The organism is Roseomonas sp. E05 (genome assembly GCF_030063475.1).
Taxonomy (GTDB): Bacteria; Pseudomonadota; Alphaproteobacteria; order Acetobacterales; family Acetobacteraceae; genus Pseudoroseomonas.
Genome location: NZ_JASIRT010000014.1, coordinates 1 through 13,999 on the forward strand (window position 1 = coordinate 1; position 13,999 = coordinate 13,999).

11 protein-coding genes are annotated in these 13,999 nt (G+C 70.6%); 4 read left to right on the forward strand and 7 right to left on the reverse strand.

Features of this window, described 5'->3' with window-relative positions; genetic code table 11:
• Positions 1–148 precede the first annotated feature (148 nt).
• Entirely contained in the window at positions 149–1,651 is a 1,503-nt protein-coding gene (locus QMO56_RS15000) for a succinate CoA transferase (protein ID WP_283526896.1), read from the reverse strand.
• A gap of 130 nt (positions 1,652–1,781) precedes the next feature.
• Between QMO56_RS15000 and QMO56_RS15005 the strand changes: the two genes are divergently transcribed.
• Positions 1,782–2,681: a LysR family transcriptional regulator gene (locus tag QMO56_RS15005; RefSeq protein ID WP_283526899.1), complete on the forward strand. Its 900-nt coding sequence runs from the start codon at positions 1,782–1,784 to the stop codon at positions 2,679–2,681.
• A 4-nt stretch (positions 2,682–2,685) separates the two neighbouring features.
• Here QMO56_RS15005 and QMO56_RS15010 read toward each other — a convergent pair whose 3' ends face one another.
• On the reverse strand, positions 2,686–3,801 hold the full coding sequence (locus QMO56_RS15010; protein WP_283526901.1) for an NAD(P)/FAD-dependent oxidoreductase: 1,116 nt from the start codon (positions 3,799–3,801) through the stop codon (positions 2,686–2,688).
• A gap of 158 nt (positions 3,802–3,959) precedes the next feature.
• Between QMO56_RS15010 and QMO56_RS15015 the strand changes: the two genes are divergently transcribed.
• Entirely contained in the window at positions 3,960–5,765 is a 1,806-nt protein-coding gene (locus QMO56_RS15015) for an ABC-F family ATP-binding cassette domain-containing protein (RefSeq protein ID WP_283526903.1), read from the forward strand.
• Between the two features lie 146 nt (positions 5,766–5,911).
• On the opposite strand, the gene pip is transcribed toward QMO56_RS15015, so the two are convergent.
• Positions 5,912–6,871 (reverse strand): prolyl aminopeptidase, encoded by a 960-nt coding sequence (gene pip, locus QMO56_RS15020; RefSeq protein ID WP_283526905.1) that lies wholly within the window; start codon positions 6,869–6,871, stop codon positions 5,912–5,914.
• Positions 6,872–6,952: 81 nt separating this feature from the next.
• Here pip and greB point away from each other — a divergent pair, with 81 nt between their 5' ends.
• Together greB and QMO56_RS15030 are read left to right on the forward strand one after the other, a co-directional pair.
• On the forward strand, positions 6,953–7,477 hold the full coding sequence (greB, locus tag QMO56_RS15025) for a transcription elongation factor GreB (RefSeq protein WP_283526907.1): 525 nt from the start codon (positions 6,953–6,955) through the stop codon (positions 7,475–7,477).
• Between the two features lie 107 nt (positions 7,478–7,584).
• A complete protein-coding gene (locus tag QMO56_RS15030; protein ID WP_283526909.1) occupies positions 7,585–8,511 on the forward strand; it encodes a DMT family transporter in 927 nt (308 codons plus the stop codon).
• A 182-nt stretch (positions 8,512–8,693) separates the two neighbouring features.
• Here the strand turns inward: QMO56_RS15030 and QMO56_RS15035 are convergent, their stop codons facing one another.
• The 4 genes from QMO56_RS15035 to clpS all read right to left on the reverse strand — a co-directional run bounded on the left by QMO56_RS15035 (position 8,694) and on the right by clpS (position 13,932).
• The gene (locus QMO56_RS15035; protein WP_283526910.1) at positions 8,694–9,965 is read right to left on the reverse strand and encodes a M20/M25/M40 family metallo-hydrolase; all 1,272 of its coding nucleotides are present in this window, start codon (positions 9,963–9,965) and stop codon (positions 8,694–8,696) included.
• 66 nt (positions 9,966–10,031) lie between these two features.
• Positions 10,032–10,862, reverse strand: coding sequence for an aspartate dehydrogenase (locus QMO56_RS15040; RefSeq protein WP_283526912.1), 831 nt, complete (start codon positions 10,860–10,862; stop codon positions 10,032–10,034).
• Positions 10,863–11,048: 186 nt separating this feature from the next.
• Positions 11,049–13,403 (reverse strand): ATP-dependent Clp protease ATP-binding subunit ClpA, encoded by a 2,355-nt coding sequence (gene clpA, locus QMO56_RS15045; protein WP_283526914.1) that lies wholly within the window; start codon positions 13,401–13,403, stop codon positions 11,049–11,051.
• A 193-nt stretch (positions 13,404–13,596) separates the two neighbouring features.
• Positions 13,597–13,932 (reverse strand): ATP-dependent Clp protease adapter ClpS, encoded by a 336-nt coding sequence (gene clpS / locus QMO56_RS15050; RefSeq protein WP_283526915.1) that lies wholly within the window; start codon positions 13,930–13,932, stop codon positions 13,597–13,599.
• Positions 13,933–13,999 lie beyond the last annotated feature (67 nt).

Below are 13,999 nucleotides of genomic sequence, written 5' to 3' on the forward strand. Positions count from 1 at the left end.
AACCTGGCCGCCGCCGTCGGACGCCTCACCGCCCGCGACCTCGCCCTCCCCGTCGCACAGTACGACATGGAGGAATACTACAACGCCGTCCGCTCCAAGTGGTTCGGTACAGGCAACCCGCTCAACGACGACAGGCGGGACTGACGCCTCACCCCGCGAGGCGCTGCGCGGGCGGCAGCATGCTGCCCGTCCGCTGCGCCCGCAGGTGCCAGCTCAGCGCCTCCTCCAGCAGGTGGGGGGCATGGCCGCCGCGGCGGCAGGCGGCGCGGAAGTAGTCGCGTGCCAGCGGCCGGAAGGCGGGATGCATGCAGTTGGCGATGATCACCTCGGCCCGCTCGCGCGGGGCCAGGCCGCGCAGGTCGGCCAGGCCCTGCTCCGTCACCAGCACGTCCAGGTCCTGCGCGCCGTGGTCCACATGGCTGGCCATCGGCACGATGCAGGAGAGCGCACCCCCCTTCGCCGTGGAAGGCGTGACGAAGACCGAGAGCCGCGCATTGCGGGCGAAGTCGCCCGAGCCGCCGATGCCGTTGAGCATGGCCGAGCCGTTCACATGCGTGGAATTGACGTTGCCGTAGATGTCCACCTCCAGCGCCGAGTTCAGGGCGAGGACGCCGAGCCGGCGCAGCACCTCGGCGGCATTGGTGATCTCCTGCGGCCGCAGCACCACCCGGCTGCGGTAGCGGCCGAAGTCGCGCAGCACGTCCTGCCGCTGGCCCAGCGTGATCGAGGAGGCGGAGGCGAAGAGAAGCCGCCCGGCATCCATCAGGTCGAAGGTGCTGTCCTGCAGCACCTCACTGAACATGGTGAGCTGGGTGAAGGGTCCCTGGGCAAAGCCTGAGAGCACCGCATTCGCCACGCTGCCGATGCCGGCCTGCAGGGGTGCCAGGGCCTCGGTCAGCCGCCCCTGCCGCACCTCGCGGGCCAGGAACTCCAGCAGATGCCCGGCGATGGCACCGGTGGTGGCGTCCGGCGCCTCCACCGTGGCGGGGCTGTCCGGCAGGTCGGTGGGAACGATGGCCACGATGTTGCGCGGGTCGAGGGGCAGATAGGGCAGGCCGATCCGGTCGGCGGGCTCCAGGATGCCGATCGGCAGCCGCGCGCCCCAGGCGGCCGGGGTGGCGATGTCGTGCACCCCTTCCAGCGCCGGCGACTGCGCCGCGTTCAGCTCGACGATGACGCTGGAGGCGTGCTGCAGGAAAGCCGCCGAGTTGCCGACCGAGGTGGTGGGCACGATGCCATGCCCATGCACCGCGACGGCCTCGATGATGGCGACCTCCGGCGGGCGCAGGTGGCCGGCGCGAATGAGGTCGGCCGTCTCGGAAAGGTGGTGATCGAGATAGAGGATCTCGCCGGCATTGATGGCGCGGCGCATCTCCGGGTCCACCTGGAAGGGGTAGCGGCGGGCGAGGGCACCGCTGCGGGCCAGCGCGCCGTCGGTGCCGTGGCCGAGCGAGGCGCCGGTGGCGAGAGTGAGCCGCAGTTCCTCCTTCTCGGCGCGGCGGGCGAGGGCCGCGGGCACCGCCTTGGCGTCGCCGGCGCGGGTGAAGCCGCTGAGGCCGACCACGGCGCCGGGGCGGATCAGTTGAGCGGCCTCCTCGGCGCTCATCAGTCGGGAGGCGAGGGAGTCGTGGCGCAGGCTCTCGGGACGCATTCTTGGCTCCGCCGGGGTGGCGTTCTTGTTCAGGACGATGGTCCAGGCTAGGCCGCGCGGCACTTCCCCGTCATTGACGGGTCATGGAAAGCGGCTTCCCGGATTCCGGGAAACGGCAGGAAGGCAGGCCATGGACCGGTTCGAGGCGATGACGCTGTTCAGCGCGGTGGCGGAGGCCGGTGGCTTCTCCGCCGCGAGCCGACGCCTGGGCATTCCCGTCTCCACGCTCTCGCGCAAGGTGGCGGCGCTGGAGGCGCAGCTCGGGACACGGCTGCTCCGGCGCAGCAGCCAGGGCCTGCAACTGACCGAGAAAGGCCGCGCCTGGCACATCCATTGCCGGCGCATCCTGGCGGAGATGGAGGCGGCCGAGGCGGCGCTCGGCGGCGATACGGCGACCGTCTCCGGCACCTTGCGGGTCACGGCGCCGGTCATCTTCGGGCTGCGCTTCGCCGCGCCGCTGGTGGCGGCCTTCATCGCGGCGCATCCCAGGGCCGCCGCGGAGCTTTCCCTCAACGACCGCCCGGTGGATCTGGCGGAGGAGGGCTTCGATCTCGCCATCCGCACCGGCGTGCTGGCCGATTCCAGCCTGGTTGCGCGGCGCCTGGGCAGCTTCCGCCGTATCCTCTGCTGCGCCCCGGCCTATCTGGAGCGGCATGGCCCGGTCGGCACGCCCGCCGACCTCGAACGGGTGGAGGCTCTGGTCTTCACCCGGCTCGCGAATCCGCAGCGCTGGCGCCTGCGGGATGCCAGCGGCGCCGAGCAGGTGGCGGCGGTGCGGGGCAGGCTCGTCTCGGACAGTGCCGATGCGCTCTATGTCGCCGCGCTGGCGGGGCAGGGGGTGATCCTGACCCCTGCCTGGCAGGCGCGGGCCGACATCGAGGCGGGGCGGCTGGTGCGGCTGCTGCCGGAGTTCGCCACCGCGCCGGTGCCGGTGCATGCGCTCTTCCCGGATGCGCGGCTGCTCTCCGGCAAGGTGCGGGCGCTGCTCGACGCCGCCGTCCGCGCCGCGCCCGCCCTGCTGGAGCCGTGAGGGCTCAGGCCATCTCGGTCGCCAGCATCTCGCTGACATGGTCGGCGAGGGCGAGGGAGGCGGTCAGCCCCGGCGATTCGATGCCGAACAGGTTCACCAGCCCCGCGATTCCGTGTACCGCCGGCCCCTGCACCACGAAGTCCTGCGCCGCCTGCTTCGGCCCGACGATCTTCGGGCGGATGCCGGAATAGCCGGGCTGCAGCGCGCCCTCCGGCAGGCCGGGCCAATAGCGGCGGATGGCGGCGTAGAAGCTATCGCCACGCTTCGGGTCCACCTCATAGTCGACATGGTCCACCCATTCGACATCCGGCCCGAAGCGGCACTGGCCGCCGAGGTCGATGGTCAGGTGCGTGCCCAGCCCGCCCGGCACCGGCACCGGATAGATCAGGCGGGAGAAGGGCGAGCGCCCCGCCAGGGTGAAGTAGTTGCCCTTGGCGTAGTAGGTGGGCGGCACATGCGCGGCCGGCATCCCCTCCAGGCTGCCCGCCAGCTTCGGCGCGTACAGCCCGGCGGAATTGATCAGCGTGCGGCAGCGCAGTTCCATCGGCTCGGCGCCGCCGACGCGGATCTCCGCCCCCCCCTCCGGCAGCAGCCGCCCGCCGAGCACCGGGCTGTGGAAGACGAACATCGCGCCCGCATTCTCGGCATCGCCCTGCAGCGCCAGCATGTAGGCGTGGCTGTCGATGATGCCGGTGGAAGGCGAGACCAGCGCGGCGACGCAGGCCAGCGCCGGTTCCATTTCCAGGGCCTCCTCGCGGCTGACGAGCCGCAGGTCCGGCACGCCATTGGCGGCGGCGCGCGCCTGGATGGAGGCGAGCTTGCCCTGCTCCTCCTCATTCGTGGCCACGATCAGCTTGCCGCAGTCCTGGTGCGGCACGCCGCGCTCGGCGCAGTACCGGTAGAGCTTCCTCTTGCCCTCGACGCAGAAGCGCGCCATCAGGCTGTCCTTCGGGTAGTAGATGCCGGCGTGGATGACCTCGCTGTTGCGCGACGAGGTCTCGGTGCCGATCCCCTCGGCCGCTTCCAGCACCAGGACTTCCCGCCCGGCCAGCGCCATCTGCCGCGCCACCGCCAGGCCGACCACGCCGGCGCCGATGACGATGCAATCAACCTCGTCCAAAGCCTTCTCCCTCCCGGTGTCACGGGGGTTTCCTCTCTAGCGCGCAATGCCCGCGCCGTCGCCTGCCGGTTGACGGCCCGCCGCCGAGAAGCCGCTCAAAAATGCGATGGGCGTGGCAGGGCTTGACGCCCTGGCCGCGGCGCATCACGCAGCAGCCCATGGCAGCCCCTCCGATCCTTATGCTCCAGGACATCCGCCTCGGCTTCGGCACCACGCCGCTGCTGACGGGCGCGACCCTCTCCGTCTCTCCGGGCGAGCGGCTGGCGCTGATCGGCCGCAACGGCTCGGGCAAGTCCACCCTGATGAAGATCGCCGCCGGCCTGGCGCAGGCGGATGGCGGCACGCGCTTCGTCCAGCCTGGCGCCACGCTGCGCTACCTGGAGCAGGAGCCGGACCTCGCGGGCTTCCCCAATGTGCTCGCCTATGTCGAGGCCGGCCTCGCGCCGGGCGACGACCCCTACCGCGCGCGCTATCTGCTGGAGCAGCTCGGCCTGACCGGCGAGGAGGCGCCGGCCAACCTCTCCGGTGGCGAGGCCCGCCGCGCCGCCCTGGCCCGCGTGCTGGCGCCGTCCCCCGACATCCTGCTGCTGGACGAGCCGACCAACCACCTCGACCTGCCCGCCATCGAGTGGCTGGAGCAGGAGATCGGCGCCATGCGCTCGGCGCTGGTGCTGATCAGCCACGACCGCCGCTTCCTGGAGACGATGACGCGGGAGATGCTCTGGCTCGACCGCGGCACCACGCGGCGCCTCGCCCGCGGCTTCGCCCATTTCGAGGAATGGCGCGACGCGGTGCTGGAGCAGGAGGAGCAGGAGGCGCACAAGCTCGACCGGCAGATCGCCCGCGAAGAGGACTGGATGCGCTACGGCGTCACCGCCCGGCGCAAGCGCAACGTCCGCCGCGTGGCGGAACTGGCCGGGCTGCGCCAGCAGCGGCGGGAGCGTCGCGCCGCCCAGGGCGGGGTCAGGATGGCGGTGGCGGAGGGCGAGGGCTCCGGCACGCTGGTCGCCGCCGCCGACAGCATCTCCAAGTCCTATGGCGACCGAATGGTGGTGCGCGACTTCTCCACCCGCATCCTGCGCGGCGACCGGGTCGGCATCGTCGGCCCCAATGGCGCGGGCAAGACGACGCTGCTCTCCATGCTGACCGGCACCCTGGCGCCGGACAGCGGCGAGATCCGCCTCGGCACCGGCATCGCCATGGTGACGCTCGACCAGCGGCGTGAGGCGCTGGACCCGAACACCACGCTCTCCGAGGCGCTGACCGGCAAGCGCGGCGATCAGGTCTGGGTGAACGGCCAGCCACGCCACGTGATCGGCTACATGAAGGACTTCCTGTTCCTGCCGGAGCAGGCCCGCACGCCGGTCTCGGCCCTTTCGGGCGGTGAGCGTGGGCGCCTGCTGCTGGCGCGCGCCTTTGCCACGCCCTCCAACCTGCTGGTGCTGGACGAGCCCACCAACGACCTCGACCTGGAGACGCTCGACCTGCTGCAGGAGCAGATCGCCGAGTATTCCGGCACGGTGATCGTGGTCAGCCACGACCGCGACTTCCTCGACCGCGTGGCGACCAACGTCATCGCCTGGGAAGGCGAGGGGCGCTGGCAGGACTATGCCGGCGGCTATTCGGACATGGTGGCGCAGCGCGGCCATGGCGTGCGCGCCCGTGGCGAGCCCGCCCGCGGCCCCGCCACGCCGAAGCCCGCCTCCGCCGCCGCGCCGGCCGTCCGCAAGAAGCTCTCCTTCAAGGACCAGCACGAGCTGGAAACCCTGCCGGCGCGCATGAAGAAACTGGAGGCCGAGGCGGCGAAGCTGAAGGAGATCCTGGCCGACCCGGACCTCTACAGCCGGGACCGCGCGCGCTTCGACAAGGCGACGGAACTGCTGGGCAGGACCGAAACCGCCCTGGCCGAGGCCGAGGAGCGCTGGCTGGAGCTGGAGATGCTGCGGGAGGAGCTGGAGGGCTGACCCTCCGGCCCTCCAAGGGCAGAGCCGGGGGAGAATGAATTCTCCCCCGGGCTTCCTCTTCTTCTTTTTGTCAGCTTGCAGCGCCGGCTGCCCTGAACCGACAGAAAAAAGAAGGGGGTTCGGGGGAATTCTTTCCCCCGAGCTTCCTATCCGATGCGTTCCCGCAGCCGCGCCGCCGCGGTGTAGAGCGCCGCGTGCACCTCAGGCTCCCCGGTGGTGTGGTTGCCGTCGTTGACGATGGTGAAATCGGCTTCCGGCCAGGCCTGATGCAGCTCGAACGCGGTGACGGCGGGCGTCACCACGTCGTAGCGCGCCTGGACGATGGCGGCGGGGATATGCCGGATGCGCCCGACCTCGCGCAGAAGCTGCCCTTCCTCCAGCCAGGCGCCGTGCATGCAGTAGTCGGTGAAGAGGCGCGACACGGCCAGCGCCTTCGCCGGCTCGGTCAGGTTGGCGATATGCGCCGGGTCGGGGCGGAAGGTCTGGGTGCGGGCGGAGAAGCCGCGCAGGGCGATGCCGGCGGGGATGTGCACCGCCGGGTCGGGGTTCATCAGCCGGCGGTGGTAGGCCGCGAGCAGGTCGCCGCGCTCGGCCTCGGGAACATGGGCGGCGAACTCCGCCCAGTGATCGGGGAAGAGGCTGCGTACGCCGTGGAACCACCACGCCACTTCCTGCTTGCGCGCGGTGAAGATGCCGGAGAGGCGCAGCGCCGTGACGCGCTCCGGGTGCGCCTGCGCATAGGCGAGGCCGAGGCAGGAGCCCCAGCTATGGCCCATCACCGCCCAGGCCGGCACGCCGAAATGCGCGCGCAGCCGCTCCAGGTCAGCGACCAGATGGGCGGTGGTATTGGCCTCGGTGCTGGCATGGGGCGTGGAATCGCCGCAACCGCGCTGGTCAAAGCGCAGCACGCGCCATTGCGAGAGGTCGAGGCTGCGCAGCACCGAGGGGTTGCTGCCGGCGCCCGGGCCGCCATGCAGGAACACCACGGGCGGCGCATCGGCGCGGCCATATTCCCACCAGGCCAGGCGGTGGCCCTGGCCGACATCGAGATGGCCGGCGGCGACGGGATCGGGGAGGGGGCTGTCGAGGGTCGGGATCTGCGGCATGGCCCGGCAGTCTTGCCTGTATTGCGCGGGCTGGCCATCCCGCGTTAACCGCGCCGCCAGACCCGCAGGAGGAGCCCGCCGATGGACGAGGACGACGAGGACGACGCGCCGCCCGGCCTGCCGCCCGGCACGCCCTTCTACATGACGCCCGCCGGCCATGCGGCGCTCCAGGCCGAGCTGCGCCAGCTCTGGAACGAGGAGCGGCCGAAGGTGGTGGAGATCGTTTCCTGGGCCGCCAGCCTCGGCGACCGCAGCGAGAACGCCGACTACCAGTACGGCAAGCGCCGCCTGCGCGAGATCGATCGCCGCGTCCGCTTCCTGCGCAAGCGGCTGGAGCGGGTGCAGGTGGTGGACCCGGCGGCGCAGGCCCGGCGCGACCAGGTCTTCTTCGGTGCCACCGTCACCTATGCGCGGGAGGACGATTCGGAGGTCACCGTCACCATCGTCGGCGTGGACGAGGCGGAGGCCGAGCAGGGCCGCATCTCCTGGGTCTCGCCGGTGGCGCGGGCGCTGCTGAAGGCGCGGGTCGGCGATCTGGTGCGCATCCGCACGCCGAACGGTCCGGAGGAGGTTGAGGTGGTGGCGATCCGATACCCCGGGGCCTGAGGCCGGCACGCGGAGGCGTCCTTTCCTCTGGCGCAACGGTCGGGCTGGCGCCATGCTGGCGCGGCGCGGCCGGACGCCGCGCCACGGAAATGCCGGACACGTCACCCATGTCGCAACACGTTGCCCGCCCGCTGGCCCTGAGGGGCCTGCCGCTGCGCCTGGGCAGCTTCTGGGCCCGCCTTTCCCCCACGCTCCGGGGCATGGCCTGGATGGCCCTTTCCGGCCTCAGCTTCTGTCTGCTGAACGGGCTGATGAGCGGCATGACGCGCGAGATGGAGCCCTTCCAGGCCCAGTTCCTGCGCTACGTCTTCGGTTTCGCGGTGATGCTGCCGCTGCTCTGGCGGCAGGGCCTGACGGCCTTCGCGCCGAACGGCCTCTCGGGCCAGCTCTGGCGCGGCGTGGTGCACACGGCGGGGCTGCTGCTCTGGTTCCTGGCCCTGCCGCATATTCCCCTGGCCGATGTGACGGCGCTCGGCTTCACCGGGCCGATCTTCATCATGTTCGGCGCCGTGGTCTTCCTGAAGGAGAAGGTGGTGCTCTCCCGCTGGGTGGCGGCGGCGGTCGGGCTGGTCGGCGTCGCCATCGTGCTGGGCCCGAAGCTCTCCGGCGGCGGCGGATGGACGCTGATGATGCTTGCCTCCTCCCCGCTCTTCGCCGCCTCCTTCCTGATCACCAAGGCGCTGACCCGGCGGGACCGGCCGGAGGTGATCGTGATGTGGCAGGCCATCACCATCTCGCTGTTCACCCTGCCTTTCGCCCTCCCGCTCTGGATCTGGCCGACGCCGGCCCAGCTCGGCTGGTTCGTGGTGGCCGGGCTGCTCGGCAGCTTCGGCCACTGGTGCCTGACCGAAGCCTTCCGGCTGGCCGACGTCTCCGCCACCCAGCCGGTGAAGTTCCTCGACCTCGCCTGGGCGGCGCTGCTCGGCTTCCTGCTGTTCGGCGACGTGCCGGGCTGGACAACCTACGCCGGCGCGGCGGTCATCTTCGCCTCCGCCACCTGGATGGCCCGGCGGGAGGCCGCCGGGCGCGGGTGAGGGAAAAGGTCGGGGGGAAGGAGTTCCCCCCGAACCCCCCATCTTTTTTCTGTCAGATGGTGGCAGTCGCCGGGGCTGATGCAGCCCCGGCGCGAGCGCGCGCCGTCAGCGCAACAAACTGATAGAGAGAAGAAGAGGGGGCGCGGGGGAGAATTCATTCTCCCCCGCCTTCTTCGGTCCACTCAGTTGGTCGCCACCCCCGCCGCGAGGAGGATGCTGGCCACGGCGGTGGCAACGCCCTTCACGCTGGCGCCCTTCTCCACATCGATCCACTCTTCCAGCGAGTGCGCCCGGTCGCCTGCGCAGCCCGTGCCGATGGTGACCGCCGGCAGCCCCAGGCTGATCGGGATGTTGCTGTCGGTGGAGGAGGCCTCATAGGCCAGCTCGTAGCCCTGCGCCGCGATGACGGCCGAGGCGATCCGGGCGATGCGGGACTCCGTGGAGGTGGTGCCGGCCGGCCGGTCGCCGATCTGCTTCACCTCGACGCGGATCCTGCCGCGCTTGGTGTCGCGCGCCGCATCCTCGGCCGCCGCCGCCTGCGGCAGGATGGCGAGGAAGCGCTCCTCCAGCGAAGCCAGCACTTCGGCCGAGGCTGAGCGCAGGTCCACCTCCATCCAGGCTTCCTCGGGGATGGCGTTGATCGAGGTGCCGCCGCCCATCCGCCCGATCGAGAAGGTGGTCTTGGGCGAGGCCGGCACGCGGATGCGCCCGAGGTCGTCCATGGCGCGCGCCATGGCGAAGGCCGGGTTCACCAGGCCGAAGGCGGCGAAGGAATGCCCGCCGGGGCCCCGGAAGGTGACGCGGTAGCGCTTGCTGCCCACCGCGCCGTGCACCAGCCGCGCCGGGTTCAGCCCGTCCAGCGCGATGAAGCCGGCCACCCGGTCCCGCCAGCGGTTCGCCTGGAAAAAGGCCTTCACGCCGCGCAGGTCGCCGGCGCCTTCCTCGCCCACCGAGGCCAGCAGCAGGATGCCGGCGCGGGTGCGGATCTCGGCGGCGTCCAGCGCGCGGGCGATGGCCAGCAGCACCGCCAGGCCGCGCGTGTTGTCGCCCACGCCGGGGGCGCGCAGGATGGTGCCCTCGCGCTTCACCGTCACATCGGTGCCGGCGGGAAACACCGTGTCGAGGTGCGAGCAGAGCACGATCACCCCCGCCTCCGGGTCGGTGCCCGGCCGATAGGCCGTGACGTTGCCCTCGGCATCCGTCTCCACCTCCTGCAGCCCCTGGCCGCGCAGCAGCTCGGCATAGGCGGCCGCGCGCCTGGCCTCACCGAAGGGCGGGGAGGGGATCTCGGTGAGCGTGACGAGCTGCTCGACGAAGTTGTCGTGGTCGGCGTCCAGCGCCGCCTGCAGGCGGGCGAAGGCCGGGCTGGCGAGCAGCGCATTCGCCTCCGCCGCCGCGCTGCTGCCCTCGGTGGCGGAGAGCACGGCGCGCAGGGTGGGGAGGGCATCAGACATGGGCGGAACCTCGAATCAGGAAGGGGGCCGACGTTCCGCCGCCCGGCCCCCGTGGTCAAGGGAGGCTCAGGTGCCCACCCGCAGCGGCGCCGTCATCTTGCGCAGGCAGGCGATGACCGAAAGCGGGGTGATCCGCCCGGTCTTCGGGTTCTCGCTCGGGATGCCCTCGATGGACATGCTGAAGCGCGCCGAATCCGCCTCCACCTCGATACGATGGGTGTTCCGCTGCAGATCCGGGTCGGCCCAGATCTCCAGCATGGTGCGGTCCGGCCCGATGCCGGCGAGGGAGAGCGCCACCGCGACGTTGAGGTTGGCCGGGAAGCCCTTCGCCGCCTCCCGCGCGGTGCCCTGGAAGACCCGCATCGGCTCGCGGATATCCTCGATGCGGATGTTGTGCTCGACAAGGTAGGGAGCGCCCACCAGCCCGCGCACCGGCTTGCGCGTCACCATCCGCACCGATTCGATCTGCCCCTCGGCGGCGGCGGCAACGGCGTCCAGCCCGAGCAACGCCCCGGTCGGCACGATGATCTGCCCGCCATGCTGCCGCGCCAGGGCGACCAGATGCTCCTGCGCCAGCAGCGCGCCCACGCTGAGCACCACCACCGACTTCGCCGCCCGCAGGAAGGGCTCGGCGATGGCGGGCAGCAGCGCGGCGGGCGCGCATTCGATCACCAGGTCGGCCAACGGCTCCAGCTCGGCGATGTCGAGCACCGGGACCGGGTGGCGCAACCCCTCCATCCGCCGCGCCGCCTTGCCCTTGTCCTGCGCCGCGACGGCGACCAGCTCGAAGCCCGGAATGCCCTCATCCAGCGCCGCGGCGACGCGGCCACCGATGGCGCCGAAGCCGGCGATGGCGACGCGCATGGGGCGGCGGCGCGGGGACGTGAAGGCGTTCATGGCAGGAACCTCCCGGGGCAGCCGGCGCGCTTTGGCTGCGCGGCCACCGAAGACGATGGGGCCGGAGGGTAACGGCGGGCGCCGAGCGTGCCAAGCCGCGCCGCAGGAATGCGGAACGGCCCGGGGCGGGTGCCACCGGGCCGTTCCTGTCTCAGGCCACGCCTTAGCCCCTTGGGGGGAGGGCGCTCAGCCCGCCGCCTCCGGGGCATGCTCGTTCTCGCCATCCGGCCCGTCATCGGGCTTCGGCAGGGCGGGCAGCGGCGCCTCGATGAACTCGAAGGTCAGCTCGTCGTCCTTCTTGCCGACGCGCACCGCGCCGCCCTTGGCCAGCTTGCCGAAGAGCAGCTCCTCGGCCAGCGGCTTCTTGACGTATTCCTGGATCACGCGGGCCAGCGGCCGGGCGCCGTAGAGCGGGTCGTAGCCCTTCTCCGCCAACCATTCCTTGGCCGCCGAGGACAGCTCGATCGTGACGTTGCGATCCGCAAGCTGGGCCTCCAGCTGCATCACGAACTTCTCGACCACGTTGCCCACGATCTCCGCCGTCAGCCCGCTGAAGGGCACGACGGCGTCCAGGCGGTTGCGGAACTCCGGGGTGAACAGGCGCTTCACCGCCTCCTCATCCTCGCCCACGCGCGTCTGCCGGCCGAAGCCGATGCCGGACTTGGCCATGTCGGCGGCGCCCGCATTGGTGGTCATGATCAGGATGACGTTGCGGAAATCGACCGTCTTGCCGTTGTGGTCGGTCAGCTTCCCGTGGTCCATCACCTGCAGCAGGATGTTGTAGAGGTCCTGGTGGGCCTTCTCGATCTCATCCAGCAGCAGCACGCAATGCGGGTGCTGGTCCACGGCATCCGTCAGCAGGCCGCCCTGGTCGAAGCCGACATAGCCCGGCGGCGCGCCGATCAGCCGGCTGACGCTGTGCCGCTCCATGTACTCGGACATGTCGAAGCGGGTCAGTTCGATGCCGAGCGTCTTGGCGAGCTGCTTGGCCACCTCGGTCTTGCCGACGCCGGTGGGGCCGCTGAACAGGTAGTTGCCGATCGGCTTCTCCGGGTCGCGCAGCCCGGCGCGGGACAGCTTGATCGCGGCGGAGAGGGCCTCGATCGCCTTGTCCTGGCCGAAGACCATCGCCTTCAGGTCGCGCTCCAGGTTCCGCAGCGTCTCCTTGTCGTCGGTGGAGACGCTCTTGGGCGGGATGCGCGCGATCTTGGCGACGATATCCTCCACATCCTTCAGGGTGACGGTCTTCTTCCGCTTCCCCTCCGGCTGCAGCATGCGGGAGGCGCCGACCTCGTCGATGACGTCGATCGCCTTGTCCGGCAGCTTGCGGTCATGGATGTACTTGGCCGAGAGCTCGACCGCGGCGCGGATGGCTTCCGGCGTGTACTTGACCTTGTGGTGCTTCTCGTAGTTGGTCTTGAGGCCGGTCAGGATCTTCACCGCGTCCTCGACCGTCGGCTCGTTGACGTCGATCTTCTGGAAGCGGCGGACCAGCGCGCGGTCCTTCTCGAAGTGCTGCCGGTACTCCTTGTAGGTGGTGGAGCCCATGCAGCGCAGCGTGCCCTGGGCGAGCGCCGGCTTCAGCAGGTTCGAGGCGTCCATCGCACCGCCGGAGGTCGCCCCGGCGCCGATCACGGTGTGGATCTCGTCGATGAACAGGATCGAGCCCGGCTGCTGCTCCAGCTCGGCCACGACGGCCTTCAGCCGCTCCTCGAAGTCGCCGCGGTAGCGGGTGCCGGCCAGCAGCGAGCCCATGTCGAGCGCGTAGATGGTGGACTTGGCCAGCACCTCCGGCACGTCGCCCTCGATGATGCGCTTGGCCAGGCCCTCGGCGATGGCGGTCTTGCCCACACCGGGGTCACCCACATAGAGCGGGTTGTTCTTGGTGCGGCGGCAGAGGATCTGGATGGTGCGCTCGATCTCGGAGTCGCGCCCGATCAGCGGGTCGACCTTGCCCTGCTGCGCCTTCTTGTTGAGGTTGACGCAGTAGTTCGACAGCGCGTCCTGGCCGCGGCGGCCGGAGGGCTTCTCCTCCTTCTCGCCCGGCTCCTCGGCACTCGGCCCGCTGGGCGGGGAGCCCTGCACGGGACGGCTGGTGGAGCGGCCCGGGGCCTTGGCGATGCCATGGCTGATGAAGTTCACCGCGTCCAGCCGGGTCATGTCCTGCAGCTGCAGGAAATAGACGGCGTGGCTCTCGCGCTCGCTGAACAGCGCGACGAGCACGTTGGCGCCGGTCACCTCGTCGCGGCCGGAGGACTGGACATGGATGGCGGCGCGCTGGACGACGCGCTGGAAGCCGGCGGTCGGCTTCGGGTCGCCACCGCGCTCGGTCACCAGACCGGCGAGGTCCTTGTCGAGGAACTCGGAGAGGTCACGCTTCAGCTTCTCCTGATCGACCCCGCAGGCGCGCAGCACGGTGGCGGCGTCGATGTCGTCGACCAGGGCAAGCAGAAGGTGTTCCAACGTGGCATATTCGTGCCGGCGCTCGTTGGCTAGCCCCAGGGCACGATGGAGCGTCTGCTCAAGGTTGCGGGACAGCATGCGTTTGACGCTCCCCTTCCAGGAACGGTGCCGGCAGGTGAAGGGGCCGGCACCGAAGAGACAGGATCTTACGACCCACGATACCGAATATGTGGTTCCACTCCCTTAAGACGACGAGAGGGGACAGCAAGTTTCAGCACGTTACACGCAGACGATGGCCGCCTGCATGCCTTTTCGCCGATTCCGGCGCGGCCTACTCCTTCTCGATGGTGCATTGCAGCGGGTGCTGGTTCTGGCGGGCCAGGTCCATCACCTGGGTGACCTTGGTTTCGGCCACCTCATAGGTGAAGACGCCGCAGACCCCGACACCCCGGCGGTGGACATGCAGCATGATGCGCGTGGCCTCCTCCCGGTTCTTCTGGAAGAAGCGCTCCAGCACATGGACGACGAACTCCATCGGCGTGTAGTCGTCGTTCAGCATCAACACCTTGTACATCGCGGGCTTGCGGGTGCGCGGCTTGGCCTTGACGACGACACCCGTGTTCGTCCCGTCCTGGCCACCCGTGCCGCCCTGTCCCGCGCCGCCCATTCCATTCCGCTCCGGGTCTTGGTCGGGGCGCCTATCCTGATCCGTCATGTCGCTGTCGCGGGCCTGC

Bases quoted from the DNA above. Each gene is read 5' to 3' on its own strand.
- QMO56_RS15000 (WP_283526896.1), bottom strand. From the start codon at position 1,651: ATGCGTCCCGAGAGCCTGCGCCACGACTCCCTCGCCTCCCGACTGATG.
- QMO56_RS15005 (WP_283526899.1), top strand. From the start codon at position 1,782: ATGGACCGGTTCGAGGCGATGACGCTGTTCAGCGCGGTGGCGGAGGCC.
- QMO56_RS15015 (WP_283526903.1), top strand. From the start codon at position 3,960: ATGGCAGCCCCTCCGATCCTTATGCTCCAGGACATCCGCCTCGGCTTC.
- pip (WP_283526905.1), bottom strand. From the start codon at position 6,871: ATGCCGCAGATCCCGACCCTCGACAGCCCCCTCCCCGATCCCGTCGCC.
- greB (WP_283526907.1), top strand. From the start codon at position 6,953: ATGGACGAGGACGACGAGGACGACGCGCCGCCCGGCCTGCCGCCCGGC.
- QMO56_RS15030 (WP_283526909.1), top strand. From the start codon at position 7,585: ATGTCGCAACACGTTGCCCGCCCGCTGGCCCTGAGGGGCCTGCCGCTG.
- QMO56_RS15035 (WP_283526910.1), bottom strand. From the start codon at position 9,965: ATGTCTGATGCCCTCCCCACCCTGCGCGCCGTGCTCTCCGCCACCGAG.
- QMO56_RS15040 (WP_283526912.1), bottom strand. From the start codon at position 10,862: ATGAACGCCTTCACGTCCCCGCGCCGCCGCCCCATGCGCGTCGCCATC.
- clpA (WP_283526914.1), bottom strand. From the start codon at position 13,403: ATGCTGTCCCGCAACCTTGAGCAGACGCTCCATCGTGCCCTGGGGCTA.
- clpS (WP_283526915.1), bottom strand. From the start codon at position 13,932: ATGGGCGGCGCGGGACAGGGCGGCACGGGTGGCCAGGACGGGACGAAC.